The 25,380-nt window shown below is 64.8% G+C and carries 23 protein-coding genes; 14 read left to right on the top strand and 9 right to left on the bottom strand.

What is annotated here, in order from left to right; all coding sequences use genetic code 11:
* Nucleotides 1-4: 4 nt before the first annotated feature.
* Nucleotides 5-1,300: an MgtC/SapB family protein gene (locus EV669_RS11515; protein ID WP_132098759.1), complete on the top strand. Its 1,296-nt coding sequence runs from the start codon at nt 5-7 to the stop codon at nt 1,298-1,300.
* Between the two features lie 77 nt (nt 1,301-1,377).
* The gene (gene folE2, locus EV669_RS11510) at nt 1,378-2,172 is read left to right on the top strand and encodes a GTP cyclohydrolase FolE2 (protein ID WP_054285373.1); all 795 of its coding nucleotides are present in this window, start codon (nt 1,378-1,380) and stop codon (nt 2,170-2,172) included.
* A 79-nt stretch (nt 2,173-2,251) separates the two neighbouring features.
* Here the strand turns inward: folE2 and EV669_RS11505 are convergent, their stop codons facing one another.
* Nucleotides 2,252-3,082 carry an alpha/beta fold hydrolase gene (locus tag EV669_RS11505; protein WP_132098758.1) on the bottom strand — a complete coding sequence of 277 codons (831 nt, stop codon included), beginning with the start codon at nt 3,080-3,082 and terminating at the stop codon, nt 2,252-2,254.
* A 111-nt stretch (nt 3,083-3,193) separates the two neighbouring features.
* Here EV669_RS11505 and dsbD point away from each other — a divergent pair, with 111 nt between their 5' ends.
* Together dsbD and EV669_RS11495 are read left to right on the top strand one after the other, a co-directional pair.
* Nucleotides 3,194-4,984, top strand: coding sequence for a protein-disulfide reductase DsbD (gene dsbD / locus EV669_RS11500; RefSeq protein WP_318271444.1), 1,791 nt, complete (start codon nt 3,194-3,196; stop codon nt 4,982-4,984).
* Between the two features lie 40 nt (nt 4,985-5,024).
* On the top strand, nt 5,025-6,176 hold the full coding sequence (locus EV669_RS11495) for an AI-2E family transporter (protein WP_318271443.1): 1,152 nt from the start codon (nt 5,025-5,027) through the stop codon (nt 6,174-6,176).
* 51 nt (nt 6,177-6,227) lie between these two features.
* Here EV669_RS11495 and EV669_RS11490 read toward each other — a convergent pair whose 3' ends face one another.
* Both EV669_RS11490 and EV669_RS11485 read right to left on the bottom strand, forming a co-directional pair.
* Nucleotides 6,228-7,412 carry an acetyl-CoA C-acetyltransferase gene (locus EV669_RS11490; protein WP_132098757.1) on the bottom strand — a complete coding sequence of 395 codons (1,185 nt, stop codon included), beginning with the start codon at nt 7,410-7,412 and terminating at the stop codon, nt 6,228-6,230.
* Nucleotides 7,413-7,873: 461 nt separating this feature from the next.
* Nucleotides 7,874-8,275 carry a MerR family transcriptional regulator gene (locus EV669_RS11485; RefSeq protein WP_132098756.1) on the bottom strand — a complete coding sequence of 134 codons (402 nt, stop codon included), beginning with the start codon at nt 8,273-8,275 and terminating at the stop codon, nt 7,874-7,876.
* Nucleotides 8,276-8,423: 148 nt separating this feature from the next.
* Here EV669_RS11485 and EV669_RS11480 point away from each other — a divergent pair, with 148 nt between their 5' ends.
* From EV669_RS11480 to mmsB, 6 genes are all read left to right on the top strand, one after another.
* Nucleotides 8,424-9,272 carry a 3-hydroxybutyryl-CoA dehydrogenase gene (locus EV669_RS11480; RefSeq protein ID WP_132098755.1) on the top strand — a complete coding sequence of 283 codons (849 nt, stop codon included), beginning with the start codon at nt 8,424-8,426 and terminating at the stop codon, nt 9,270-9,272.
* Between the two features lie 76 nt (nt 9,273-9,348).
* The gene (locus EV669_RS11475) at nt 9,349-10,845 is read left to right on the top strand and encodes a CoA-acylating methylmalonate-semialdehyde dehydrogenase (RefSeq protein WP_132098754.1); all 1,497 of its coding nucleotides are present in this window, start codon (nt 9,349-9,351) and stop codon (nt 10,843-10,845) included.
* Nucleotides 10,846-10,859: 14 nt separating this feature from the next.
* Complete coding sequence (locus EV669_RS11470; RefSeq protein WP_132098753.1) at nt 10,860-12,020, top strand: acyl-CoA dehydrogenase family protein; 1,161 nt, start codon at nt 10,860-10,862, stop codon at nt 12,018-12,020.
* A 25-nt stretch (nt 12,021-12,045) separates the two neighbouring features.
* A complete protein-coding gene (locus EV669_RS11465) occupies nt 12,046-12,828 on the top strand; it encodes an enoyl-CoA hydratase (protein WP_132098752.1) in 783 nt (260 codons plus the stop codon).
* Between the two features lie 33 nt (nt 12,829-12,861).
* Nucleotides 12,862-13,998, top strand: a complete 1,137-nt coding sequence (locus tag EV669_RS11460) for an enoyl-CoA hydratase/isomerase family protein (protein ID WP_132098751.1) — start codon at nt 12,862-12,864, stop codon at nt 13,996-13,998.
* The gene (mmsB, locus tag EV669_RS11455) at nt 13,995-14,882 is read left to right on the top strand and encodes a 3-hydroxyisobutyrate dehydrogenase (protein ID WP_132098750.1); all 888 of its coding nucleotides are present in this window, start codon (nt 13,995-13,997) and stop codon (nt 14,880-14,882) included. Before EV669_RS11460 ends, mmsB begins: the two co-directional genes overlap by 4 nt.
* Before the next feature lie 33 nt (nt 14,883-14,915).
* Here mmsB and EV669_RS11450 read toward each other — a convergent pair whose 3' ends face one another.
* From EV669_RS11450 to EV669_RS11435, 4 genes are all read right to left on the bottom strand, one after another.
* A complete protein-coding gene (locus EV669_RS11450; protein ID WP_132098749.1) occupies nt 14,916-15,449 on the bottom strand; it encodes a hypothetical protein in 534 nt (177 codons plus the stop codon).
* Between the two features lie 174 nt (nt 15,450-15,623).
* Entirely contained in the window at nt 15,624-16,922 is a 1,299-nt protein-coding gene (locus tag EV669_RS11445; RefSeq protein WP_132098748.1) for a flagellar assembly protein T N-terminal domain-containing protein, read from the bottom strand.
* Between the two features lie 22 nt (nt 16,923-16,944).
* On the bottom strand, nt 16,945-17,613 hold the full coding sequence (locus tag EV669_RS11440; protein ID WP_132098747.1) for an LPP20 family lipoprotein: 669 nt from the start codon (nt 17,611-17,613) through the stop codon (nt 16,945-16,947).
* Nucleotides 17,614-17,707: 94 nt separating this feature from the next.
* Nucleotides 17,708-18,325, bottom strand: coding sequence for a LysE family translocator (locus tag EV669_RS11435; RefSeq protein ID WP_054285387.1), 618 nt, complete (start codon nt 18,323-18,325; stop codon nt 17,708-17,710).
* Between the two features lie 153 nt (nt 18,326-18,478).
* Between EV669_RS11435 and EV669_RS11430 the strand changes: the two genes are divergently transcribed.
* A complete protein-coding gene (locus tag EV669_RS11430) occupies nt 18,479-19,948 on the top strand; it encodes an aminotransferase-like domain-containing protein (RefSeq protein ID WP_054285388.1) in 1,470 nt (489 codons plus the stop codon).
* A 76-nt stretch (nt 19,949-20,024) separates the two neighbouring features.
* Complete coding sequence (gene sugE, locus EV669_RS11425; protein WP_132098746.1) at nt 20,025-20,345, top strand: quaternary ammonium compound efflux SMR transporter SugE; 321 nt, start codon at nt 20,025-20,027, stop codon at nt 20,343-20,345.
* 81 nt (nt 20,346-20,426) lie between these two features.
* On the opposite strand, the gene gltX is transcribed toward sugE, so the two are convergent.
* Together gltX and EV669_RS11415 are read right to left on the bottom strand one after the other, a co-directional pair.
* Nucleotides 20,427-21,812, bottom strand: a complete 1,386-nt coding sequence (gltX, locus tag EV669_RS11420) for a glutamate--tRNA ligase (protein ID WP_132098745.1) — start codon at nt 21,810-21,812, stop codon at nt 20,427-20,429.
* Nucleotides 21,813-21,948: 136 nt separating this feature from the next.
* Nucleotides 21,949-22,893: a L,D-transpeptidase gene (locus tag EV669_RS11415; RefSeq protein WP_132098744.1), complete on the bottom strand. Its 945-nt coding sequence runs from the start codon at nt 22,891-22,893 to the stop codon at nt 21,949-21,951.
* Nucleotides 22,894-23,025: 132 nt separating this feature from the next.
* Between EV669_RS11415 and rlmD the strand changes: the two genes are divergently transcribed.
* Nucleotides 23,026-24,594, top strand: a complete 1,569-nt coding sequence (gene rlmD, locus EV669_RS11410; protein ID WP_132098743.1) for a 23S rRNA (uracil(1939)-C(5))-methyltransferase RlmD — start codon at nt 23,026-23,028, stop codon at nt 24,592-24,594.
* A 70-nt stretch (nt 24,595-24,664) separates the two neighbouring features.
* A complete protein-coding gene (locus EV669_RS11405) occupies nt 24,665-25,273 on the top strand; it encodes a UPF0149 family protein (RefSeq protein WP_132098742.1) in 609 nt (202 codons plus the stop codon).
* Nucleotides 25,274-25,380 lie beyond the last annotated feature (107 nt).

The following is a 25,380-nucleotide window of genomic DNA, read 5'->3' as shown; positions in this document are numbered from 1 at the left end:
ACACATGGGAACCTTCGACTGGAGCCAGTGGTTTCGACTCGAAGGTACACCTTTTGCCGCCCTGCCCCATTTCATCACCAGCCTGGCCATAGGGCTGCTGATGGGTGTGGAGCGGGAGCGCAAGACGCATCCCCTCGCCGGCATCCGCACCTTCCCTCTCACGGCCATGTTCGGCACGCTGGTCGCCCTGGTCGGACAAGGCATGCAGTCCTCCTGGCCGGTGGCCACCGGGCTGCTGCTCACCGGCCTGCTAGGCTTCCTGCCGCAAGGCAGCGCGGGCAGTGATGTGGCCGAGCCACGCACCACCACCGTCATCGCCCTCGTCATCGCCTTTACGCTCGGCGTGCTCGTCGGGCAGGGCCAGGGGGCCCTGGCAGTGGCGGTGGGCATTATCGCCACCGCCCTCCTCTACCTGAAACCGGAACTCTCCGGGCTCTTCAACCGGCTGGACCGGCGAGACTGGCTATCCATTCTGCAGTTTGCAGCCCTGTCCTTCATCGTGCTGCCGGTGCTGCCCGACCGGACCTTCGGTCCCTATGGTGCGCTGAACCCTTACGAAATGTGGCTGATGGTCGTGCTGATCGTAGGGGTGGGCCTGTCGGGTTACCTGGCCGTGAAGTTCTTAGGCGAGCGCGTGGGCGGGCCGCTGCTCGGCTTTCTGGGCGGGCTGGTCTCGTCCACTGCCACCAGTATGGTGTATGCGCGTGAGGCACGGGCCCATCCCGAAGCGCTGGGCCTGGCAGGCTCGGTGATCATGCTGGCCAACCTGGTGCTCTTTCTGCGATTGATGGTGCTGACGGGGGCGCTGCAGCCGGGGGCCCTGGGCCCGGTGGCCGTGCTGATGCTGCCTGCCCTGCTCCTGGGGCTGATCTGCAGCGGCTGGCGGCTGCGTCAGGCCGAGACGGCCGGCAGCGGGCCGGCCCTCACCTTGAGCAACCCTTCGGAACTCAAGCTTGCGCTCGGCTTCGGTATTCTGTTCGCGGTGGTTACGGTCTCGGCCGCCTGGCTCAACGCCCACTTCGGCCGCGGCGGGCTGTATGTGGTGGCGCTGATTTCCGGACTGAATGATGTGGACGCGATCACCTTGGCCACCTTGCGTCTCTACGGGCAGCACTCGGTCACGCTGGGTACGGTGGCTGCGGCGCTGGCCTTGGCGGTCAGCGCCAACACTCTGCTCAAGTTCGCGCTGATTGCCAGCCTGGGCGGGCGCCAGCTGGCATGGCGCATCCTGCCCACGCTGCTCGGCTCCCTGGCAGGATTGTGGGGCGGGTTTGCAGCATTGGTGCTGCTGAGCAACTGACATTCCCGACAACTTTACTCAGGTATTACGCACGCGTATACTGGGGGTCTTATTCCTGTTAATTGATTGCGAATCGCATGAACCAGACCACCATCCCCGACGTACAGAGCACTCAGGACACCCGCAACCTGCCGATCAACAAGGTGGGCATCAAGTCCATCCGCCATCCAGTCAAGGTGGCGGAACGCGCCGGCGGCGTGCAGCACACCATCGGCCTGTTCAACATGTACGTCCATCTGCCGGCCGAATTCAAGGGCACGCATATGTCCCGCTTCGTGGAGATCCTCAACGCCCAAGAGCGGGAGATGTCGGTGGCACATTTCGAGTCGGTGGTCCGCCAGATGGTGGAGCGTCTCGAGGCGCGCTCGGGCTATGTCGAGATGTCCTTTCCCTACTTCGTCAACAAGACCGCGCCGGTGTCGGGGGTGCAGAGCCTCCTGGATTACGAAGTCACCTACATCGGCGAAATGGTGGAAGGCGAATACCGCTTCACGATGAAGGTGGTGGTACCGGTCACCAGCCTGTGCCCGTGTTCGAAGAAGATCTCGCAGTACGGTGCCCATAACCAGCGCTCGCACGTCACCATCACCGCCAAAACCCGTGACTATGTGTGGATCGAGGAGCTGATCGACATCGCGGAACGCCAAGCCTCCTGCGAGCTCTACGGCCTGCTCAAGCGGCCGGACGAGAAATACGTGACCGAGCGGGCCTACGAAAATCCCAAGTTCGTGGAAGATCTGGTGCGCGACGTGGCGGCAGAGCTGGACGCCGACGGGCGCGTGCAGGCCTACGTGGTAGAGTCGGAAAACTTCGAATCCATCCACAACCACTCGGCCTACGCTCTCATCGAGCGCGATAAGCTGGCGGGCTGATCCGTTTTCAGGATCTCGATCAGGGCGGCTTCTGCCGCCCTTTTTGCTGTGTCCGAAGGGGGCGACCTGAGGGTGCGCGCTAGCGGACAGGGTTGGCCGAAGCACACGCCGGTGCGAGCCCGGCGAACAGCGTATCCAGGCCTTCGAGGATACGGCGAGCGGTTTCGTCCGGTTGCTCCAGCGGAAAAAGATGCGTCCCCGGCTGATGCAGGATGCGCAGACCGAAATGCTTGGCAATGAAGTTCAGGTCGTCGGGCCGCACCACATCGGTCGCGGTACCAGCGATGAACAGCCCCGGCACCTTCAGCTGGCCCCGGTAGCGTGGCAAGTCATGCGGCAGACCCCGATAGATGGCGTACTCCACCTCGGGGCGAAACTTCAGCCGCCGTCCGCCTTCGGCCAGCGGCTCGGTGCCCTGCAGCGCATAGTCGCTAAGGCAGTCCGGATGGAAACGCGCGAACATCGGTTTGCGGGCAAAGTATTCGCGAACCATTTCCACCGATGCCCAGCGATCCCGTCGCTTGAGCGTATTGCCACCGGGCGTGATGCGGTCGATGAAGCCCAAGCGCTTGGCCAGCCAGATCGCCCGCGAGCGGAACGGCCCCATCAGGGGCGAGTCCAGCACCACCAGCGCACGGAACAGCTCCGGACGGCGCAGGGCGGCGTAGGTCATCAGATACCCCCCCAGCGAATGTCCTACTGCCACCACGGGCCGGTCGTAGTGGCGCTCGATGTAATGGATGCTCTCATCCACCAGATGCGGCCAGCAGTCGGTGACCGGATAGGCAGGATCGTGACCGATGGTGTCCAGATAGCCCACGCGGTAGCGTGTGGCCAGGCCTTCCAGCATCCGGCGGTAAACGCTGGCCGGAAAACTGTTGGCATGCGCAAAGTGAATGATATCTTTCATCGTGTCGTGTTCGCCCCTTTGTAGTGCGAGCCATCTTAACCAAAGCCGGGCGGAGCGCCCAGCCGCGGCACCGCTTGCCCGGCTGCGCACGAGGCCCCACAATACCGTTCCATGATGCGTTCGATCCCGACCTTTTCCCTGCTCCGCCTGCGGGCTGTCCTTCTGCTCTGCCTGTCGCTGTTCTGTCTGGTGCTGCCTGCTGCGCATGCGCTGACCCAGGACGACCTTCTCCCTGTGGAGAAAGCCTTTGCGGCGCGTGTGGAGCGCGAAGGCAACCGGCTGCAGCTGACCTTCGACGTCGCGGCCGGCTATTACCTCTACCGCGACCGCACCCATCTGCGCACTGAACCGGCGGGCCTGATCGAAGCGCCGGTGTTCCCCGCCGGCAAGGTCAAGAACGACCCTTTCTTCGGCCAGCAGACGATCTTCACCGGCAGCACCCGTCTGAGCGTTCCGCTCAAGCCGGGCGCTCCGGAGCGTTTCACGCTGTTGGTGGAGCTCCAGGGCTGCGCCGAAGCGGGCATCTGCTACCCCCCCCATACCTATCGCCTGAAGGTGGGCACGCCGGCGGCGGCAGGGTTGGCCGAAGACTGGCTGGCCCCGGCCGCTAGGGACGCGCAGCCAGAGCGCGACCTGAACGCACGGGGCTGGCTCTCCACACTCGCCACCTTCTTCATCGCAGGGCTGGGCATGGCCTTCACCGCCTGCATGTATCCCTTGCTGCCCATCGTCTCCAGCATGATCGCCGGACAGGGCGGACAGCTGACCCGGCGCCGCGGGCTACTGTTGGCCTTTGCCTATGTGCAGGGCCTGGCCCTCACTTACACCGTGGTGGGCGTGATCGCCGGACTGACAGGCTCGCTGCTCACCGTCTGGCTGCAGCAGCCGGCTGTAGTGCTGACGGCCAGCGCACTGATGGTGGTGTTCGCTCTGGGAATGTTCGATCTGGTATCCATCCAGCTCCCTTCCGCGTTGCAGTCACGCCTGGCCGCGTCGTCCAACCGTCTCAGTGGCGGCCGCTTCGTCACCGTTTTTGCCATGGGCATGTTCTCGGCACTGATCATCGGCCCCTGTGTCGCCCCACCGCTGGCACTGGCGCTGGGCTACATCGGCAGCACCGGCGATGCCTGGCTTGGGGGGGCGGCGCTCTATGCCATGGCCTGGGGCCTGGGTTTGCCGCTGCTTCTGATCGGTGCTTTCGGCGGCCACTTCCTGCCACGTGCCGGGGCCTGGATGAAGGCGGTGAAGGCGGCCTTCGGCGTGATCATGCTGGCGCTGGCGCTCTGGCTGGCCTCGCCCTTTTTGCCGGCGCCATGGGTTATGCTCGGCTGGGCTGCGCTGGCACTGGGCACCGCTGTCTTCCTGCGGGCCTTCGAGCATCTGCCCACCAATGCACACGCTGCCCAGCGGCTGGGCAAGGCTCTTGGACTGGCGCTGTTCCTGGTAGGCGCAGCCCAGATTGCCGGCGTACTGGCTGGCGAGACCAGCCCACGCTATCCGCTGCGCTGGCTTGGGGGAGAAAAGGTACGCGCCGAGGCGGCGGCACCAGCCTTCCAGGCCATCGGTTCGGTTGCCGAACTGGATGCCGCCCTTGTGACCGCCCGCGCCTCCGGCCGGCCCGTACTGGTGGATTTCTATGCCGACTGGTGCGTGGCCTGCAAGGAATTGGAAGCCTATACCTTTACCGACCCGGCGGTCGCTGCGGCCATGCGTGGCTTCACCCTGCTGCGCGCCGACGTGACCGCCAACACGGCCGCCCACCAGGCCCTGCTGCGGCGCTTTGGCCTCTTCGGCCCGCCGGGCATCGTGTTGTACGACCGCAGCGGCCAGGAAGCAGGACGCATCATTGGCTTTACCGAAGCCCCGGCTTTCCTCGAAGCGCTGCGCCCAGCGGCTGCCTGATCGCCGCCTGCGCTGTTCGGCCAACCCTGCAGTCATTACCATGCAAACACCTCACTCTCCGGAACGCACCATGATCGAACGGGCACTGCAAGGCCTGAGTGTTATGACCGTCCTGCGCGTCGCGCTCGTCGTCCTGCTGGTACTCGCCTGCCTCGAGATCATCCGGCCCTTCATCGGTGCACTGTTATGGGGGGTGATCATCGCAGTGTCGGTCTGGCCGGCCTTCGTGTGGCTGCGCGCCCGGCTGCAGGGACGCACCGTGCTGGCGGCATCGATGATGGTGGTGGCAATGATGCTCGCAATGGCGGTGCCGCTCGCGCTCATGCTGTTGACGCTGGCCGAGAGCGTGCCCATGATCGCCGATCAGGTCCACCTGCTGTCCGGCATGCCCCTGCCGCCCGCCCCCGACTGGCTGCGGAGCCTGCCCATGGTGGGCAACATGGCGGCCGGTGCCTGGGAAAATGCCCGGGCGGACCTGCCCGGTCTGCTGGAGAAGGCCCGCCCCACCATCAACAAAACGGCACTCTGGGCCCTAGGCAAGGGCGCCGACCTGTCGATCAGCCTGCTGGAGATCGTGCTGGCCATCTGTGTGTCCGGACTGATGCTGGCCCGCGGCGAGGAAGCCCAGCGCCTGGCCATCCGCGTGGCCGACCGGCTGGGCGGTGCCTCCGTGGGCACCTTGCCACAAGTCATCACCAAGATGATTCGGGGGGTGACAGCCGGGGTGATTGGCACGGCACTCGCTCAAACGGTACTGTGCGTCATTGGCCTGCTGATCGCGGGCGTGCCTGGCTCGCTGGTACTGGGCTTTCTGTGCTTCATGATGGCCGTGGCCCAGCTGCCGACGCTGCTGGTGTGGCTGCCAGCAGCCCTGTGGGTGCTCTACACCGGACACACCGGCATGGGCATCTTCCTCTTGCTGTGGGGCTTCCTGCTCGTCAACACCATCGACAACATCCTCAAGCCCATCCTGATCAGCCAGGGCGTCAACCTACCGATGTGGCTGATTCTCCTGGGCGTGATCGGCGGCCTGCTGGCGTGGGGGATGATCGGCCTCTTCATCGGCCCGACGCTGCTGGCTGTTGGCTACACCCTGTTCCGTCTGTGGCTGGACCCGGCGATCGAAAGCCGGATCGTCCTGCCTGCCGATGCAGGCGCCGTGGCTTCCGAAGATCCGCCGGCCCAAGCCTAAAAGCAAAAGCCCCGCTGAAGCGGGGCTTTTATGTGCTGGCACGACACCGGCTTACAGCAGCTCCAGCGCAATCGCCGTCGCCTCGCCGCCCCCGATGCACAGACTGGCCACACCCCGGCGGCCGCCGGTGCGCCGTAGGGCCGCCAGCAGGGTGACGATGATACGGGCACCCGAAGCGCCGATCGGGTGGCCCAGCGCGCACGCGCCGCCGTGGATGTTGACCTTCTCCGCCGGCAGGTCCAGTTCCTTCATCGCAGCCATCGTCACCACTGCGAAGGCTTCGTTAATCTCATAAAGATCCACCTCGGCCGAAGACCAGCCAGTCTTCTCGAACAGCTTGCGCATCGCGCCCACCGGAGCCGTGGTGAACCAGCCAGGTGCCTGGGCGTGGGTGGCATGCCCCACCACCCGTGCCAGCGGCGTCAGGCCACGCTTCTCGGCTTCGCTGGCGCGCATCAGCACCAGCGCGGCCGCCCCGTCCGAGATCGAGCTGGCGTTGGCCGCGGTGACCGTGCCATCCTTGCGAAAGGCCGGACGCAGGGTGGCGATCTTGGCTGCATCGGCCTTCAGCGGCTGCTCGTCGGTTTCCACGATCCGGTCGCCCTTGCGTCCGGCGACCGTCACTGGCTCGATCTCCTCGGCAAACCAGCCTTCACGTACCGCCTGCTGGGCCCGCTCCAGCGAGCGGATCGCATAGGCATCCTGGGCCGCGCGGTCGAAAGCGTACTTGTCGGCGCACTGTTCGGCGAACACCCCCATCAGCGTGCCTTTCTCGTACGCATCCTCCAGCCCGTCCAGGAACATGTGGTCCTTGATCTCGCCGTGCCCCAGCCGGAACCCGCCCCGGGCTTTCTGGATCAGATATGGAGCATTGGTCATGCTCTCCATGCCACCGGCGACCATCACGCTGGCTGACCCGGCCAACAGAGCATCGTGCGCCTGCATGACTGCCTTCATGCCCGAGCCGCACATCTTGTTAAGGGTAGTGGCCCCGGCAGACTGTGGCAGGCCTGCCTTCAGTGCTGCTTGACGGGCCGGAGCTTGGCCCTGCCCCGCCGGCAACACGCAGCCCATCAGCACTTCCTCGACGTTATCCAGCGCGAGCCCGGCACGCTCGACGGCAGCACGGATCGCCACCGCGCCCAGGTCACTGGCGGATAGCGAGGCAAAGTCGCCCTGAAACCCGCCCATGGGGGTACGAGCCATTCCCACGACCACGATTGCGTCCTGTTGCATGCCCGATTCTCCAATGCTCAAAAGTATTACGTTAACGTAAACGTAGCCGCCGGCACAAGCGTCCTTGTACGTGCAGGGGATGAGCAACCCGCCCAATCCTCCGCCATGACCTTCCGGCCTCAATAAGGCTGCAGGCCTCCAGGGAGTACCACCAGAAGAAGCGACAGTAAAAGACAGGATTCGGGCCAGACTTACGCTACCGGTAAGCCTTTCCCGACCCCGCGGACACCGTGACTCTCAGGCCTCTCGCATGAAGTTTATTGGAGCATGGCTGAGCCTGGACACGTTGCCGGAAGGGAAAAGGGAGAAATGGGAAGGGGCCTGTTGGCCCGGCAACGTCAGTCGGCTCGGCCGCAAGGCTATGCCATGAGAAGCGGCCACAGCAGTCATTTTAGGGTAAGTGAGGACAAGAGGAGTAAGCCCTAGAAAGGGACTCGTCTGTGTCCTGCGTTTGGGAGCGATCACTGCGGCAGCGTGGCGGCACGCTTCTCCAGCCACTGCTCACACTGGGTGCGCAACTGTCCAATCTCACGCAGGACGACCTTGATGTCCTCCATCTGCTGCTGCAGCTGGGCCTCCTTTTCAGACAGAAGGCGAATGAATTCCAGCAATTGCGGCTCGTCGTCGTTGGCCGCGTCATACAGGGCAAACAGCTCACGGATTTCCTGCAGGGAAAGGCCGATACGCTTGCCTCGCAACGTCAGCATCAGGCGCACGCGGTCGCGCCGCGAGTAGACCCGGCGCTGGCCGAGCCGGTCTGGCTCCAGCAGGCCCTGGTCTTCGTAGAAACGGATGGTGCGGGTGGTGACGTCGAACTCGCGTGCAAGCTCGGTGATGGTGAATGTTTTCTGATCCGGCTTCATGTCCTGAAGGCCCCTGTATGGATGCTCGCCCATTTTACCTTTTTGCCACATGATCGGCGTGCCTTTTACCAAGGGGGCGGCGTCTACCAATGTTGACGTTAACGTCAACGTTATCTATGTTAGCGCTAAAAACCTATGGGAGAAGACAATGCAGATTCGCACGGTAGGCGTGGTTGGCGCCGGTACGATGGGCAACGGCATCGCGCAGGTGCTGGCCACGCATGGCCTGGAGGTATGGCTGGCCGACGTGAGTGAGACGGTACTCACGCGTGGTCTGGAGGCGATCCGCAACAGCCTGGAGCGGCTGATCCGCAAGGGGACACTGCCGGAGGATGCGCGGGATGCCACCCTAGGACGCATCCACCCTACCACCGTGCTGGCCGCGCTCGCCCCTTGCCAGCTGGTGGTGGAGGCTGCCACTGAAAACGCGGACATCAAGCAGGGCATCTTCAAGGCTCTGGACGATGTACTGCCGGCCGAAGCCATCCTGGCTACCAACACGTCCTCCATTTCGCTGACCCGTATCGCAGCTTGGAGCCGTCGACCGGAACGGGTAATCGGCATGCATTTCATGAACCCCGTGCCGGTCATGCAGCTGGTGGAGGTGATCCGCGCGCTGCAGACCGATGATGCCACTCATGCGGCGGTGACAGGGTTGGCCGAAGCCCTCGGCAAGACGCCGGTGACGGTGCGCGACGGTGCCGGCTTCGTCTCCAACCGGGTGCTGATGCCGATGATCAACGAAGCGGCCTTCGTGCTCTACGAGAACCTGGCCACCGCCGAGGACATCGACACAGTGATGAAGCTGGGCATGAACCATCCCATCGGCCCCCTGGCGCTGGCCGACCTGATCGGCCTGGATACCTGCCTCTCGATCATGGACATCCTTTACACCGAATTCCGCGACAGCAAGTACCGCGCGTGCCCGCTCTTGGTACAGATGGTGCAGGCCGGCCGGCTGGGGCGCAAATCGGGCCAAGGCTTTTATCGTTACTAAGCCCATTGCCGAAGCGGCCGCAAAGAGCCGCCCGGACAGCGCCTGCGGGCGCAGCCTTCCACAAAGGAGACACACCATGCACGTGCCCACCGTGAAGCTGTTGATCGGCGGCGAATTCGTCGAGTCCGCCAGCGAAACCTGGCGCGACGTCATCAACCCGGCTACGCAGGAAGTGCTGGCGCGGGTACCGCTGGCCACTCCGGAGGAGGTCGACGCGGCCGTGGCTGCGGCCAAGCGCGCCTTCCTCAGCTGGAAGAAAACGCCCATCGGCACCCGCGCGCGCATCTTCCTCAAGTACCAGCAGCTGATCCGCGAACACATGCAGGCGCTGGCCGCCCTCCTCACCGCAGAGCAGGGCAAGACCCTGGCCGATGCAGAGGGGGACATCTTCCGCGGGCTGGAGGTAGTGGAGCATGCCGCGGGCATCGGCCACCTGCAGCTGGGCGAATACGCAGAGAACGTGGCCGGTAGCGTGGACACCTATACCGTACTGCAGCCCTTGGGCGTATGCGCCGGAATCACCCCCTTCAATTTTCCAGCGATGATTCCGCTATGGATGTTCCCGATGGCGATCGCCACCGGAAACACCTTTGTCCTCAAGCCTTCGGAGCAGGATCCGATGGTGACCATGCGGCTGGTGGAACTGGCACTGGAGGCCGGCATACCGCCGGGCGTGCTCAATGTGGTGCACGGTGCGGCGGAGGTGGTCGACGCGCTGTGCGACCATCCGGATATCAAGGCGCTGTCATTCGTTGGTTCCACCCGTGTCGGCACGCATGTCTACCAGCGTGCCAGCCTCGCGGGCAAGCGCGTGCAATGCATGATGGGCGCCAAGAACCACGCCATCGTGCTGCCCGACGCCAATCGGGCCCAGACGCTCAGCCAGTTGACGGGTGCCGCCTTCGGCGCTGCCGGCCAGCGCTGCATGGCGCTGTCAGTGGCGATTCTGGTAGGCGAAGCCCGTACGTGGATCCCGGAACTGGTGGACAAGGCGCGAGCCCTGCAGGTGGGCCCCGGCCGGGACAACCCCGACCTGGGACCGCTAATCTCCTGCGCTGCCCGCGAGCGGGTGACCGGGCTGATCGCACAGGGTGTGGCCGAAGGCGCCACCCTGGAGCTGGATGGGCGTACGGTTTCGGTGCCGGGCCATGAACAGGGCAACTTCGTCGGTCCCACCATCTTTTCTGGGGTACGGCCGCAGATGGAGATCTACCGTCAGGAGATCTTCGGCCCTGTGCTGTGCCTGATGGAGGCCGACACACTGGAAGAGGCCATCGCACTCGTCAACGCCAACCCCAACGGCAACGGAACCGCCCTCTTCACCCAGAGCGGGGCTGCGGCGCGGCAGTTCCAGGAAGAGATCGACGTGGGCCAAGTGGGCATCAACGTGCCCATCCCGGTGCCGGTGCCGCTATTTAGCTTCACCGGATCGCGTGCATCCAAGCTCGGCGACCTGGGGCCCTACGGCAAGCAGGTGGTGCTGTTCTACACGCAGACCAAGACCGTGACCAGCCGCTGGTTCGACGACGACGCCGGCAGCGGCCGTGTCAACACCACCATCAGCCTGAAATAAAGAGGAGACCAGGCATGGACTTTCAGCTGACCGAAGATCAGCTGGCCTTTCAGGCCAGCGCCCGCGAATTCGCCCGACGCGAGCTGGCACCCCATGCGGCCGTCTGGGATGCGGAAGAGATCTTTCCGGTGGACGTGATCCGCCGCGCGGGCGAAATGGGCTTTCTCGGACTGTACACACCGGAAGCGCATGGCGGGCTGGGGCTAAGCCGTCAGGATGCGGCGATCGTGTTCGAAGAGCTGGCGGCCGGGTGTACCTCCACCGCGGCCTACCTCACCATCCACAACATGGTCGCCTGGATGATCGCCAGCTTCGGCCAACCTGCGCTGGCGGAAGCATGGGTGCCCCGCATGGTCAGCGGTGCGGTATTGGGCAGCTACTGCCTGACCGAGCCGGGCGCAGGCTCGGACGCTGCCTCGCTCAAGACCCGCGCCGAACGCGAGGAAGACGGCTATCGGCTCAACGGCAGCAAGATGTTCATTTCCGGCGCAGGCAGCACCGACGTATTGGTGGTGATGGCCCGAACCGGAGGGCAGGGCCCCCGGGGCATCTCCGCCTTCGTGGTGCCGGCCGACGCCCCCGGCATCCACTACGGCAAGAAGGAGAAGAAGATGGGCTGGAACAGCCAGCCCACTCGGGGCATCACCTTTGACAACGTGCGCGTGCCGGCCAGCCACCTCCTCGGTGAGGAGGGCATGGGGTTCGCCTACGCCATGAAGGGTCTGGATGGCGGACGCATCAACATCGCCACCTGCGCGGTGGGCACGGCACAGGCCGCGCTCAAGGCGGCCATGCGCTACGTGCAGGAGCGCCAGCAGTTCGGCCAACCCCTGTCGGACTTCCAGACGGTGCAGTTCCGCCTGGCCGACATGCTCACCGAGCTGGTGGCCGCCCGTCAGATGGTGCGCCTGGCCGCCTTCAAGCTGGATGCAGCGAGTGCCGATGCCACGGCTTACTGTGCCATGGCCAAGCGTTTTGCCACCGATCTGTCGTTCAACGTGGTCAACAATGCCCTGCAACTGTTCGGTGGCTATGGCTACCTGAAAGACTTTCCGCTGGAGCGCCACCTGCGCGACGTACGCGTGCACCAGATTCTGGAAGGTACCAACGAAGTGATGCGGATGATCGTGGCCCGGCGGCTGCTGGCCGATGGCGCTGCGGACGCGTTACGCTGACCCCCTTTACCGACGGAGACTGCCCATGAGCCCCTCCCCGCTGCTTGTAGTGGAAAAGCATGGCCATACCGCCCTGCTCACCATCGCCAACCCGCCGGCCAACACCTGGACCCGGGACAGCCTGGCGGCCCTGAAAGACACGGTGGCCGCGCTGGAAGCCGACCCGGAACTCTACGCCCTCGTCCTTACCGGGCAGGGAGACAAATTCTTCTCGGCCGGGGCCGATCTCAAGCTGTTCGCCGATGGCGACAAGCGGGTTGCCACCGAAATGACGATGCTGTTCGGGGAAGCGTTCGAAGCCTTGTCGGCTTTTCGCGGGGTCAGCATCGCGGCCATCAACGGCTATGCCATGGGGGGCGGACTCGAGTGCGCCCTCGCCTGCGACCTGCGTATCGCGGAGGCACAGGCGATCATGGCCTTACCCGAGGCGGCGGTGGGGCTGCTGCCCTGCGCCGGCGGCACACAGCATCTGCCGTGGCTGGTCGGCGAAGGCTGGGCCAAGCGCATGATTCTGTGTGGCGAGCGGGTGGATGCCGCCACGGCGCTGCGCATCGGGCTGGTGGAGGAAGTGGTGTCCCAAGGGGGGGCGCGTGACGCAGCGCTGGCGCTGGCCGACAAGGTGGCCCGGCAGTCACCCTCGTCGGTGAAAGCCTGCAAGACGCTGGTACAGCGTGCGCGCTTGGCTCCGCCGGCGCACAACCTGATTCACGAGCGCGAGCTGTTCATCAAGCTCTTCGATACGGAAGACCAGCAGGAAGGCGTGCAGGCCTTCCTCGCCAAACGCCCTCCCCTCTGGAAAAACCGCTGACGCCGGGCCTCCCGCCTAGCCGAGGATTGCAGCATGAACGACGACACCGTCCTATTCGATGAGCTGCCCACCGCCAGCGGACATCGCATTGGTGTGGCCACGCTCAACAGTGAAAAAACCCTCAATGCCCTGACGCTGCCGATGGTGCGCCGGCTGGATGCGCAACTGGTGGCCTGGGCGCGCGACGACGGCATCGCACTGGTAGTCATGCGTGGTGCGGGCGAGAAGGCCTTCTGTGCCGGCGGTGACGTGCGTGCGGTCCGTCAGGCCCTGCTGGAAGAAGACACCCATCCTGCCGCCTCGGCAGTAGCCTTCTTTGCCGAGGAGTACACACTCGACTACCGGATCCACACCTACCCCAAGCCGCTCGCGATATGGGGCCAGGGCATTGTAATGGGTGGCGGCCTGGGACTGATGGCGGGTGCAAGCCACCGCATCGTCACCCCGACCACACGCATTGCCATGCCGGAAACCACCATCGGCCTCTACCCGGACGTAGGCGGAAGCTGGTTCCTGCAGCGCATGCCGGCCGCGTCCGGGCTGTTCCTCGGTCTGACCGGGGCCCCACTCAATGCTCACGACGCGATGCTGGCCAACCTCGCCGACCATCTGTTGCCCGACGATGCTTGGCCCACGCTTTGCGCCGTCCTGACCCAATCCCGCTGGATGGCGGACGCTTCGGCCAACCGCGCGCGGCTGAGCCAGCTGCTGGACACTTTGGCGCTGCCGGACATTGCTTGGCCCGCCTCGCCGCTGGCAAACAACCTTCAGACGATCCATCGGCTCATGCACCGGGGCAGCCTGATGGCCGTAGCCGAAGCACTGACTGGCAGCACATTCGACGACCCGTGGCTGGCTGCCGCCGCGCGCAGCTTCGTCCACGGCTCACCCAGCTCGGTGGCCGTCACCTGGGCTGCCGCGCACAAGGCGCGCCATCTGTCGCTGGCGGAGGTATTCCGGATGGAGCTGGTGTTGTCGGTCAACTTTTGTGCCCTGCCCGACTTCCGGGAGGGGGTGCGTGCGCTCTTGGTGGACAAAGACCGCACACCCCGCTGGCATCGGGCGCATCTGTCTGAGGTGGACGACGCCTGGGTGGCGCGCCATTTCGCCTCCCCTTGGAGTAAGGATGAGCATCCCTTGAGCGGACTTGGCAAAGGAGAAGCAGCATGAAGCGGATCGCTTTCATCGGACTGGGCAACATGGGCGGACCGATGGCCGCCAACCTGATCAAAAAAGGCTTCGAGCTCTGTGTCTTCGACCTCAGCTCCGAAGCCATGGAGCGCCTTGCCCAGACCGGAGCACACCCTGCCGCCAGTGCCCGCGAGGCCGTGGCCGGCTGTGACGCTGTCGTCAGCATGCTGCCTACGGGGCGTCATGTGGACGCCCTCTACTGTGGCAGTGAAGGCGTGCTGACGGCGCTGACGGCGGGCACGCTGGTGATCGACTGCAGCACCATCGACACGGCCACCGCCCGACGTGTGGCCAGTGAGGCCGCAGCCCTCGGTCTGCCGATGCTGGATGCGCCGGTTTCGGGCGGGACGGGCGGCGCCACGGCCGGCACGCTGACCTTCATCGTCGGTGGCGAGCGTGAAGCGCTCGAGCGCGCCCGGCCGCTGTTCGAGGCGATGGGCAGCAACATCTTCCATGCCGGCGGGCATGGAGCGGGTCAGATGGCGAAAATTTGCAATAACATGCTGCTGGGCATCCTGATGGCCGGTACTGCCGAGGCGCTGGCACTGGGTGTGAAGAACGGGCTGGACCCGGGGGTGCTTTCCGAGATCATGGCACGCAGTTCAGGCCGCAACTGGGCGTTGGAGCTCTACAATCCTTGGCCGGCTGTGATGCCCGGCGTACCAGCCAGCCGGGGCTATCAGGGCGGCTTCATGAGCGCCCTGATGCTCAAGGACCTGGGGTTGGCCGAAGAAGCCGCCAACCTGTGCGAGGCCAACATTCCGATGGGACGGCAGGCCACCGCACTCTACCGCGCACATGTGGATGATGGTCAGGGGCCCCTGGACTTCTCCAGCATTGCCCGCCGCTACGGCGCCCCCTAGGCACCGGCTTGCCCCAGCCCGGGTGCTGCCGGTTCAGTGAGCGTGGTCGTCCATGCCGGGCCGAACGCGCTCGGCGGGCGGCTCCATCGCCCTCTCCAGAAGCAGGCCAAACACATCCGCGTCCAGCGGCTGCTCATCCGCAATGCCCGGGGCCGGGGTTGAAGCGATTTCCCGTAGCTGCACCAGCCAGCCGCCCTGCCTGCGCACCAGCCGGGCGATCGGCAGGTCGCTGCGATCGCGGTATACCTCGATGAAGCGCTCGGAGCCGGGCACCAGCGGCGGCGGCTCCAGTACCAAGCTCATCTTGCCGGTTAACCGCAGCTCCTCTACCTCGTACGGCACGCTGCCTTCCACACCCACCACGTTCTCCACCCGCGCCTCGGGTCGGATGTCCACCTGAACATAGCCTGGCTGTGTCAGCGGCGCCAGCCACTCGACAATGCGGGCATACAGCGCATGCACGTCCTGCGCCCAGGCCGTGGCTGCCTCGCGTGCAGTGGCCTGGGCCTGGGCCACTTCCTGTTCCCGTTGGGCGATGCGGTCTACCAGTTCTTCGATCTTGCTCATGTCCACCTCCTCTTGGTGCCGGGCGCGGCAGCCCCGGCTCTACCCGCTGTACGGCAAGAACGATGCCGGCACAAGACATGAAAAAACCCCGGCGGAAAACCGCCGGGGAAGTACAGGAGAGAACAACAAAGGAGATTCACACCTCGCTGTTGTTCAAGCAAATCGGGTGCCCGGCTAGCGCCGTGGCACGAAGCGCACGTGGTCGCCGGCCTCCACCGCGAGGCGGGCATTGTTGACTACACCGATCGACAGCTTGGGCTGGACCTGCACCAGTTCCACATCGCCCACCAAGGTCTCGGGCACCCCCAGCTCGCGGGTATTGCCCGCCGAGCGGATCATCGTGGCCGGCCGCGGCTTGTACACCAGCAGGCGGTCGCCGACCTCCAGACCATCCAGCCCGCCGGCATTCAGGTACACCCGGCGCTGCTCTACACGGGCCACCCGGGCCGCAAACGGGATGCAGCCAGTGGTTTCGGCCAACCGTGTCACCGCCCGGTCCATGACCGTCGATACTGCGCGCCCGTAATCGCTGTTCCAGAAGGCCTGGGTGCCGAAGGCCAGCGGCCGGGCCGGCATCACTTCGCCCCGGGCAGTTTCGGCCAACCGATCGTTGGCCAGTACTGCCCCAGTAAAGGCATCGTAGATCCACAGCTCGATCTCGAACTGCCGTTCGGACGCCTGATTCTGCACTCCCGTTCCCAGCAGGCCCGCAAACGGCCCCTCGTAGCGGGCACTGGGGTCCACACCGTTGGCCGGGGACCCGAACCATACCGGACGCATCCTGCGCCCGGTCACCGAGGTATCGATCACGCGGCCGGCAACCACGAACTGCGCATCCTCGCGCCGCCCGATCTCACGCACGGTTTCAGCGCCTTCCAGCGGTTCGGCCTGCTGCGGATCGGCCACCAGCGCCAGCGTGGCAGCAGACAGGCCGCTGAAAGCCGGACGCAGCGAGAGCCGCCGGGCCAGTTCGGCCGGCACCCCCGTCCCCAACCCAGGTAAGTCTGGCGCTTGGGCCGAACGCAGCAGATGAAAATAAGTGGCGATCACCCGCCGCTTGAGCGGGCGGGCACTGGCTTCATTGCACACCGGTCCGGGAGCGGGCGTGCGGCCCCGGCTTGCAGCGGTGGCGGACAAGGGCGCGTCGTCCATCTCCACCGTCACCTCGTAGAGGCTATTGCGGACGCCTTCGCGCAACACACGATAGGTGGGCGCCGGCCCCGCATCAGGCTGCAGGCGGCCGCTTTCGCTGCTACCTGCATTGTCCAGCCGTTGGGACGACTGCAGGTGCGCGCCCTTGAACACGGCTGCCTGATACTCGGCATCGCGCAGCGCCATCTCGCGTGCCGCCACCGGGCCGGCGTCCACCGGCGCGGCGCCGGTGACGGTGTAGCGCGCCGCGCCTGCCGGCCCCAGCAGCAAAGCAAACGCCGCCCCGAGGGCGGCGCGTCGCACAAGACGTGACGTGGTCATCGTAGCTACCATCGGACGCCGCTTACTGCGCGACGTAGTAGTGGCTCTGGTAGCGGCTGTTGGCACAGTTGCCGTCGCCGCACTCCAGCCCGATGGCGGGGCTTTCCTGTGCCGCCTGCATCACGCTCCCGGTGCGCTGCAGCGCCATGCGGAACTGCTGGTAGAAGGCTTGGTCCAGCACGATTTCCGCCACGGCTTCGCTGGTGCCGTCCGGCAGCAACGTGGTCGAGACAATGCGCACACCGCGCAAGTAGGCGTCCACATAGGTGCGGAAGCCATCGCTGGTGGCGATCATGTTGGCTACCGAGCTGCTACCGATCAGCTTCATGCCCTGCACCTGTTCGGCGATCGCGCGGAAGGCATCCAGCCGAGCGGCCCGCATCGCCAGCAGCTTGCGCTGGGAGGGGGTCAGGGCATTACTGTACGGCGGCGCCCCGTTGCCGACGACACGGATGGTGATGGGCTGGAAGGGGTTGACCTCCTTCACGATCACCTTGGGGACAGGGGTTTCGATGCCGGGGCCTGCATAGCCTACGCCGGTCATTGCGCCCGGGTCGGCGGGGGCGACCTGGGCATGCCCCTCGGAGGCAGGCTCGCCGCCATGCGGGGCGGCAGCGCCGGGCGCGGCGCAGGCCGCCAGGCTGACCAGCGCGGCGGGGACAAAGAGGCGAAGAAGTCGAATTCGGTTCATGGAAGGTTTCCGCTGGGTTCGATGGGCCGCGTTGGCGAGCCGACTCATCAAGAGTATCGGCCGGACTGGCTGCAACTTTAGCACATCGGCCTTTTCAGCGTGGCCAGAGGCCGGTCTCCTCAAAGAGCAGCCACAGTGCGGTGGCCGCCATCAGCCCACCCATCAGTCCGTTGAACACCCAGAGCGCCTGTGGAGTCGCCAGCCGCCGTCGGAGGCGGTCGCCCGCCAGCGCCCATACGGCGATGCACGGCAGGTTGATGAGTGCGCAGCTGATTCCCAGGACCACGGCAAGGCCCGGATGGCCCGCCCCAGCCTTGGGCATGAACAGCAGCGCCACGTTGATTACCATCACCCAGGCCTTCGGATTGAGCCACTGGAACAGGGCCGCGGCCAGAAACCCCATCGGACGGCCATGCGTTCTGCCTGCGGATGCCGGCTGCCCGGCCCGGGCGATCTGCCACGACAGCCATAGTAGGTAGAGGCAGCCCGCCACCGCCAGCCACAGGCGCACCGGGCCCAGCCCGGCCAACACGTAGGCCAGCAGTGCGGCGGTAAGGGCAACCTGGACCGCATGACCTGCGCTGATGCCCATCACATGCGGCAGGCTGCGCCGGAAACCGAAATTGACCCCCGAGGCGGCCAGCATCAGGTTGTTGGGTCCGGGGGTAATGGACATGATGGCCACATAGGACACCAGCGCAGCATCGAACATGGGGGGCTCCTGCCAATTGAAGGGAGATTTCATGCTAGGGCAGCCCCCGCAGTGGTGACAGACGCAAGAAAGCTGTATTGTTCCGGTTACAGTTTTGCGAAAATGCCGACTGTACCCGGGAATTGTCCCGGCCACTGTCCCCAAAAGCCCAGCATGCTGACTTCGGCCAACCCTCCGCTCTATCACCAGCTTGCCGATGACCTCGCCCAGGCCATCATCGGCGGTACGCTGCAGCCGGGCGCACGCCTGCCGTCGGTGCGCCGCACCGCGCACAGCCGCGCCCTCAGTCTGAACACCGTAGTGGCCGCCTACCGCATGCTGGAAGACCGTGGCCTGATCGAGGCGCGGCCACAGTCCGGCTACTACGTACGTGCCCGCTTGCCGGTGCTGGCGCGCACGGCGCCCATCACCAGTACCCAGGCGGCCCCCGCCGACGGCGCGGTGCTGGATCTGATCGGTACTGTCCTGTCCGCCCAGCAGCAGGCAGGCTTCATCGATCTGGCGCTGGCCTGTCCTAAAGGAGGCGACTTCTACCCGGGTGCCAAGCTGGCCCGGCTGATGGGGCAGGTGCTGCGCCGTCAGCCGCAGATGCTGAGTACCTATGCCCTGCCCCCCGGTTCGGAGCGCCTGCGCACGCAGATCGCCCGGCGCGCCATGGAGCTGGGCATGGCTTTGCGGCCGGACAATATTCTGATCACGCATGGCTGCATGGAGGCGCTGCAGCTGGCCCTGCGTGCGGTCACCCGGCCCGGGGACACGGTTGGGCTGGAGTCGCCCACCTATTTCAACCTGCTGCCGCTTTTGTCCAGTCTGGGCCTCAAAGCGGTGGAAATCCCCACCGACCCACTGACCGGCCTGTCGCTGGATGCGCTGGAACTGCTGCTGAGCGAAAACCGGCTCAATGCTGTCGTGGCGATGCCCAATGTACACAACCCGCTGGGCTGCATCATGCCGCTGGAAAACAAGAAACGGCTGGCACGGCTGGTTACGCACCACCGGGTACCGCTGATCGAGGACGCGCTGTACGCCGAACTGCAGTTCGGCGAAACCCTGGCGCCAGCGGTCAAGGCTTTCGACACCGAGGGCTGGGTAATCGTATGTACCAGCTACACCAAAACCCTGGCACCGGACTTTCGCGTGGGATGGATGGAGGCCGGACGGTTCCGGGAGGCGGTGCGGAAGCTGAAGTTCGCTTCGTCGGTGGCCGAGCCTTTGGTACTGTCCGAAACGCTGGGGCTGTTTCTGGAAACCGGGGGTTATGACCACCACCTGCGCGGACTGAAGCGGCGCTATGCAAGTCACGTTGACCGGGTGCTGGGGCTGATCGACCGCCATTTCCCGCCAGGCACCCATGCCACCCACCCAGCGGGTGGTTTCCTCATCTGGGTAGAGCTGCCCGAGGGGTTCGACACGGTGGCGCTCTTTCATGCCGCCTTGGCCGAAGGCATCAGCGTGATGCCCGGGCCGCTCTATTCACCCGGCGGCCGCTACCCCAACGCCCTGCGTCTGTCCTGCTGCTATCCGATGGATGAGCGCTATACCGGCGCCTTGGCCCGTGTGGGTACACTGGCGTGCCAGCAGGCGATGCAGCGACGCCTTGCCCCCCTTCCGGCCGCCTCGTAGACTGTTTCCATCTTGAACCCCCGCCCGGGACGACCCGGTCGGCGTATCCCGCCGGGGACGGCCCCGCCCGACTTGCATGAACGCTTCCTGGATTGCACTTCTTATTGCCGGCCTGCTGGAAGTGGCCTGGGCGCTGGGGCTCAAGGCCTCGGATGGCTTCACCCGACTCTGGCCCTCGCTCTTCACGCTGATCACGATGGCTGGCAGCTTCCTGCTGTTGGCGTATGCGTTGCGCACCCTGCCGGTAGGGACGGGCTACGCCGTCTGGGTGGGTATCGGCGCCTGCGGTACCGCTCTGCTCGGCATGGTACTGCTCGGTGAGCCGGTCACACCACTGCGCCTGGGCAGCCTAGTGGCCATCGCCGCCGGCATCATCGGTCTCAAGCTGGCGGGCTGAAGCGTTCCAGGCCCGTCCGTTGAAAAGCAGACACCCCGCCGGAAAACCGGCGGGGTGTCTGGGGAACGCTGCAGGGCAGACTCAGGCCGTCAGACGGCGCAATACCTCGTCCCGGCCGATCAAGGCCAGCACGGCATCCACCGACGGCGTCTGCGTGGTGCCGCACACCAACACACGAAGCGGCATGCCAAGCTGCCCCATCTTGATGCCTTCCTCTGCGCAGAACGGCTTGAACAGCCCGTGAATGGCTTCCGTCTCCCACTGTGGCAAAGCAGCCAGCCGCTCGGCAAACCGGGCCATGCGTGCCGGCGCGTCACCGGCAAGATGCTTCTCGACATCGGCCGAATCCGCCGTGCGCTTGCGGTAGAAGTAGTCGCACTCGCGCGCCAGCGCATTTACATCCTGCACCCGCTCGCGCACCAGCGCGATCACGTCCTCCAAACGTGGCCCACCGTCGGTGGCGATGCCAGACTCTGCCAGACGCGGGCGCACCAGTTCGGCCAACCTGCCGAGGTCTGCCGCCTTCAGGTGCAGGCCGTTCAGCCACAGCAGCTTTTCGTGATTGAAGCGGCTGGGCGACGCGCTGACGTTTTCCAGATCGAACCACTCTACGAACTGCTGCATAGAGAAAAACTCGTCGTCCCCGTGCCCCCAGCCCAGGCGGGCGAGGTAATTCAGCAGGGCCTCGGGCAGAATACCCTGGCCGGCATAGTCCACCACGCTCACCGCATCCCGGCGCTTGGACATCTTCTGGCCGTTCTCGTTGAGGATCATGGGCAGGTGTGCGTATACCGGCAGCGGCGCCCCCAGTGCCTTCAGGATATTGATCTGGCGTGGGGTGTTGTTGACGTGGTCGTCCCCACGGATGACATGGGTGATATGCATGTCCCAGTCGTCCACCACCACGCAGAAGTTGTAGGTGGGGCTGCCGTCGGGGCGGGCGATGATCAGGTCGTCCAGCTCCTCGTTGCTGATCTCGATGCGACCCTTGACTGCATCTTCCCACACCACCGAACCACCCACCGGATTGCGAAAGCGCACCACCGGTGCTACACCCTCAGGCACCGGGGGCAGGGTCTTGCCTGCCTCCGGGCGCCACAGGCGGTTGTAACGCGGCTTCTCGCCACGCGCTTCCTGTTCGGCGCGCAGCGCGTCCAGCTCATCCTTGCTCATATAGCAATGATAGGCATGACCGGTATCCAGCAACTGCTGGATGACCGCCTTGTAGCGATCGAAGCGCTGGGTCTGGTAAAACGGGCCTTCGTCATAATCCAGTCCAACCCAGTGCATACCATCCAGAATGGCCTTTACCGACTCCGGCGTGGAGCGCTCAAGGTCAGTGTCTTCGACGCGCAGCACGAAGGTGCCGCCATGCTTGCGGGCGTAGGCCCAGGAAAAGAGAGCAGTGCGCACCCCGCCGATATGCAGGAAACCGGTCGGGCTGGGAGCGAAGCGGGTACGGATCATCGGAAACGGCTCGGTAAGGGTCAAAGCGGGTATTGTACGCTGCCGGAAAAAACCGCGGCAAACCCTGCACGTGTCAAAGGTTGGCCGAACGACAAGGCCCGCCTTGACGGCGGGCCTTGGGTACGGCACAGACGGCTCAGGCGCCGATGGCGCGCGTAGCCATGGGACGGCTGGCAGGGGCCGCTGCAGACGGCCGTGGCTTGCGGGCCGGCGCCATGGAGCCTGTACCCTGCTGGATCGGAGCCGAGATATCCATCGGTACGTCGGGCAGTCCCGGGGAAACCGGCACCGACGGGTTGAGCCAGCGCAATGCAGTCAACTGCCCGTTGATGCGTGCGCCGTCCGAGCGGGTGCAGGTCAGGCATACCGGCTTGCCGCTGCGCTCGCGCAGCGCCAGATCCACCCGCTTGCCGTGCACAGCCACCGCCTTCTCGCGCTGCCAGTTGAGCAGGGTGTCGGCCAGCATCGGATAGGAAGGGTCCTCTCCTTTGTAAGGGTTGCGCAGGGCAGTCAGCCACAGCTCGCCGGCATCGTCCTCGTTGAGCAGCACCGTCTGGTAGGCCACTGTGACCGCCGCACCGTTGTAGACCGTCCCGGCCAGTTCCAAGGCGTCCTCGTTTTTCAGGCGCACGCACCCGTGGCTCCGGAAACCGGGCACACTGCCGGGCGCATTGGTTCCATGGAAGCCCAACCCCAGCCGGGGCTCGCCAAAACGGATGAATACCGGCCCCAGCGGGTTCTGCGGCCCGGGCGGCACCACGGTCTGCACAGGCTTGCCCTGACGGCGCATCTCTTCCTGGATGGACTTGGGTACATGCCACGAAGGGGCCCGATAAACGCCGGTGATCGAAAAATCGCCGGTCGGGGTCTTGGTCAGCATCTTGCCCACGGCCACCGGATAGCTTTTCACCAGCGTGCCATCCTGATAGAGGAACAGCCGCGTCTGCGGCAGGTTCACCACCACATGCAGGCCCTGCGGGCTGATGGGCACGTCAGGCTGTGGTGTGCCTGCCGCCGTCAGCGATGCCCAAGAAATCCCGCACAGCGCCACCAGCGCCCGCCATTTAATCCTGCCGCTCATCTAACATGTTCCATTTAAAAAACCCGGGCAAATTCTAACAGATGCCGGCAGAAAAGCCGTGCCAAAACCCATGCGCCTGCCGCCGCTTTTTGAGAAAATACCGGGCTTTACGTTCAGTCACTCCGGCACACCATGCACTCTGCTCAGAACCAGGCCGTAATCGAATCTCTAGACCACGAAGGGCGAGGGGTTGCCCACGTGGAAGGTAAGACCCTCTTCATAGACGGGGCCCTGCCTTATGAAAAGGTAATATACAGTTCCTACCGCAAAAAACCCACTTACGAGAACGCCGACGCCAGCGTCATCCTGCGCGAGAGCTTCATGCGCACCACGCCGCGCTGCCCGCACTTTGGGGTGTGCGGTGGCTGTACGATGCAGCATGTCGAGTTCACCGCACAGGTGGCCAACAAGCAGCGCGTGCTGGAGGACAACCTGCAGCGCATCGGAAAGGTCAAGGCCGAGCGCATTCTCACGCCGATCGCCGGTGCCCCCTGGGGCTACCGTCATCGCGCCCGCCTCTCTGCACGCTACGTGCCCAAGAAGGGCGGCGTGCTGGTAGGCTTTCACGAGCGCCGTTCGAGCTATATTGCCGAGATGCGCGAATGCCACATCCTGCCCGCCCACATTTCCCAGCTGATCATGCCCCTGCGCTCCCTGATCGAGAAGCTCTCAATCCGTGACCGCATGCCGCAGGTGGAGGTGGCTGTGGGGGCCGAGGTGGACGTGCTCGTCTTCCGCAACATGGATGCGATCACCCCCGGCGACGAGGTCCTGCTGCGGGCTTTCTCGGACGCGCACAGCCAGCCGGGGCGACCGGTGCAGATCTGGCTGCAGCCCAAGGGGCCTGATAGCTGCTATCCCCTTTACCCGCTCGACGCGCCCCGCCTAACCTACCGTCTGGCCGATTTTGCCGTAGAGATGCCCTACTACCCCACCGAATTTACCCAGGTGAACCCGGACATCAACAACGTCATGGTCAGCCGCGCGCTGCGGCTTCTGGATCCCCAGCCGGGTGAGCGCATTGCTGATATGTTCTGCGGTATCGGCAACTTCACCTTGCCCATTGCACGCAGCGGCGCCACCGTGCTCGGCATGGAGGGCAGCCAAGCGCTGGTGAAAAGGGCTATCGAGAATGCCACCCACAACGGCTTGGCCGAGCGCGTCCGATATCGCGAGGCCAACCTTTTCCTCATGACCGAGGAGAGTTTTGCCAGCTTGGGCCGGTTCGACAAGATGCTGATCGACCCGCCGCGTGATGGCGCGGTGGAGCTGGTCAAGGCGCTCAACGATGACAACGCGCCGCCGCGTATCGTCTACGTATCCTGTAATCCGGCCACGCTGGCACGTGATGCGGGCATCCTGGTCCACACCAAGGGCTACACCTTGAAAGCGGCCGGCATCATCAACATGTTCCCGCACACCGCGCATGTGGAGTCCGTGGCGTGGTTCGAGAAGACCGGCCCGGGCAAGACACGCGCAGAGATCGAGGCGATCGAAGCGGCCGAGGCCGCGGAACGGGAAGCAGCCCGGGCAGCCAAGAAAGCCCGCGAGGAAGCGGAAGCGCACGCCAAGGTGGCGGCCGAGGCAGAACGCCAAGCACGCAAGGAAGCCCGTTACCAGCATTACTTGGCAAACAAGGACTACTACGACAAGCGCGCGGCCCTCCAGGCCGCCGAGAACAGCAAGGTCGAAGACGCTTGAATTTCCTAGCCAGCAGGCGGGTGCCGTACGGTGCCCGACCAAGCTTCGGCCAACCTGAAAGGGCCACTTCATGAAATACCGTCCCCTCAGCGATGCGGATTACACCCGGCTGGGCCAGCAGCTGAAACACTTTGAAACCCAAGGTGCCATGTCGCTGGAACGCCTGGACGGGTTCTTCGCGGCACTGGTCGCGGGGCCCGAGCCCCTCAGACCCCAGGAGTGCCTGTCGTTCATTCTCGGAGAGGCTTTCGACGATGAGAAAGCTTTTTCATCGATGAAGGCACTGGAGCAATTTGTGGATCTTCTCTCCCGACACTGGATGGAGATTGCCCAGGCACTGACCGTCGAAGGGAGCTATGCACCTTGGCTGGATTCTGACGGAAGTGGAGAGATGAGTGGTGTTGCGTGGGCGGAGGGGTTCGTGCAGGGCATGACGCTGCTGAACGAGGACTGGGCACTGCTGTTCGAGTCGGAGACGGGGCAGGAACTGCTGTATCCGATCCTACTGCTGGGCCTGGAGAAAGAAGCGGTGACAGAAGGTCTGCAAGGCGCCGAGGCCCCACCGGTACCCCGCCAGGAACTGCTGGGGGCGCTGGGCCCTTCAGTGGAGGGCATCCAGCGCTTTTTCATTGCTGAACGCCGCCGCCTGGAAGCAGAGGCTGGCGAGGATCTGGTCTGATTGGATGAGGTTCGACGTCCCCCCAATCTCAGTAGCATTACGCTTTAGAGTCCAAGGCTAATTTACCTGATTTCTCCGCCAGTAATTTGGCGTAGGCCGCTGGCGTC

Source organism: Gulbenkiania mobilis, assembly GCA_004346645.1.
In the GTDB taxonomy this organism is placed as follows: Bacteria; Pseudomonadota; Gammaproteobacteria; order Burkholderiales; family Chromobacteriaceae; genus Gulbenkiania; species Gulbenkiania mobilis.
The sequence above is the reverse complement of the archived record's forward strand: the minus strand, read 5'-3'. Positions and strand labels throughout refer to the sequence as shown.

Excerpts from the sequence above, each read along its gene's own strand:
- EV669_RS11470 (WP_132098753.1), top strand. The coding sequence starts at position 10,860 with ATGGACTTTCAGCTGACCGAAGATCAGCTGGCCTTTCAGGCCAGCGCC.
- rlmD (WP_132098743.1), top strand. The coding sequence starts at position 23,026 with ATGCACTCTGCTCAGAACCAGGCCGTAATCGAATCTCTAGACCACGAA.
- EV669_RS11505 (WP_132098758.1), bottom strand. The coding sequence starts at position 3,082 with ATGAAAGATATCATTCACTTTGCGCATGCCAACAGTTTTCCGGCCAGC.
- EV669_RS11450 (WP_132098749.1), bottom strand. The coding sequence starts at position 15,449 with ATGAGCAAGATCGAAGAACTGGTAGACCGCATCGCCCAACGGGAACAG.
- EV669_RS11415 (WP_132098744.1), bottom strand. The coding sequence starts at position 22,893 with ATGAGCGGCAGGATTAAATGGCGGGCGCTGGTGGCGCTGTGCGGGATT.
- sugE (WP_132098746.1), top strand. The coding sequence starts at position 20,025 with ATGAACGCTTCCTGGATTGCACTTCTTATTGCCGGCCTGCTGGAAGTG.
- EV669_RS11405 (WP_132098742.1), top strand. The coding sequence starts at position 24,665 with ATGAAATACCGTCCCCTCAGCGATGCGGATTACACCCGGCTGGGCCAG.
- EV669_RS11475 (WP_132098754.1), top strand. The coding sequence starts at position 9,349 with ATGCACGTGCCCACCGTGAAGCTGTTGATCGGCGGCGAATTCGTCGAG.
- dsbD (WP_318271444.1), top strand. The coding sequence starts at position 3,194 with ATGATGCGTTCGATCCCGACCTTTTCCCTGCTCCGCCTGCGGGCTGTC.
- EV669_RS11430 (WP_054285388.1), top strand. The coding sequence starts at position 18,479 with ATGCTGACTTCGGCCAACCCTCCGCTCTATCACCAGCTTGCCGATGAC.
- EV669_RS11435 (WP_054285387.1), bottom strand. The coding sequence starts at position 18,325 with ATGTTCGATGCTGCGCTGGTGTCCTATGTGGCCATCATGTCCATTACC.
- EV669_RS11490 (WP_132098757.1), bottom strand. The coding sequence starts at position 7,412 with ATGCAACAGGACGCAATCGTGGTCGTGGGAATGGCTCGTACCCCCATG.
- EV669_RS11460 (WP_132098751.1), top strand. The coding sequence starts at position 12,862 with ATGAACGACGACACCGTCCTATTCGATGAGCTGCCCACCGCCAGCGGA.
- mmsB (WP_132098750.1), top strand. The coding sequence starts at position 13,995 with ATGAAGCGGATCGCTTTCATCGGACTGGGCAACATGGGCGGACCGATG.
- EV669_RS11485 (WP_132098756.1), bottom strand. The coding sequence starts at position 8,275 with ATGAAGCCGGATCAGAAAACATTCACCATCACCGAGCTTGCACGCGAG.
- EV669_RS11480 (WP_132098755.1), top strand. The coding sequence starts at position 8,424 with ATGCAGATTCGCACGGTAGGCGTGGTTGGCGCCGGTACGATGGGCAAC.
- EV669_RS11445 (WP_132098748.1), bottom strand. The coding sequence starts at position 16,922 with ATGACCACGTCACGTCTTGTGCGACGCGCCGCCCTCGGGGCGGCGTTT.
- EV669_RS11495 (WP_318271443.1), top strand. The coding sequence starts at position 5,025 with ATGCAAACACCTCACTCTCCGGAACGCACCATGATCGAACGGGCACTG.
- folE2 (WP_054285373.1), top strand. The coding sequence starts at position 1,378 with ATGAACCAGACCACCATCCCCGACGTACAGAGCACTCAGGACACCCGC.
- EV669_RS11465 (WP_132098752.1), top strand. The coding sequence starts at position 12,046 with ATGAGCCCCTCCCCGCTGCTTGTAGTGGAAAAGCATGGCCATACCGCC.
- EV669_RS11515 (WP_132098759.1), top strand. The coding sequence starts at position 5 with ATGGGAACCTTCGACTGGAGCCAGTGGTTTCGACTCGAAGGTACACCT.
- gltX (WP_132098745.1), bottom strand. The coding sequence starts at position 21,812 with ATGATCCGTACCCGCTTCGCTCCCAGCCCGACCGGTTTCCTGCATATC.
- EV669_RS11440 (WP_132098747.1), bottom strand. The coding sequence starts at position 17,613 with ATGAACCGAATTCGACTTCTTCGCCTCTTTGTCCCCGCCGCGCTGGTC.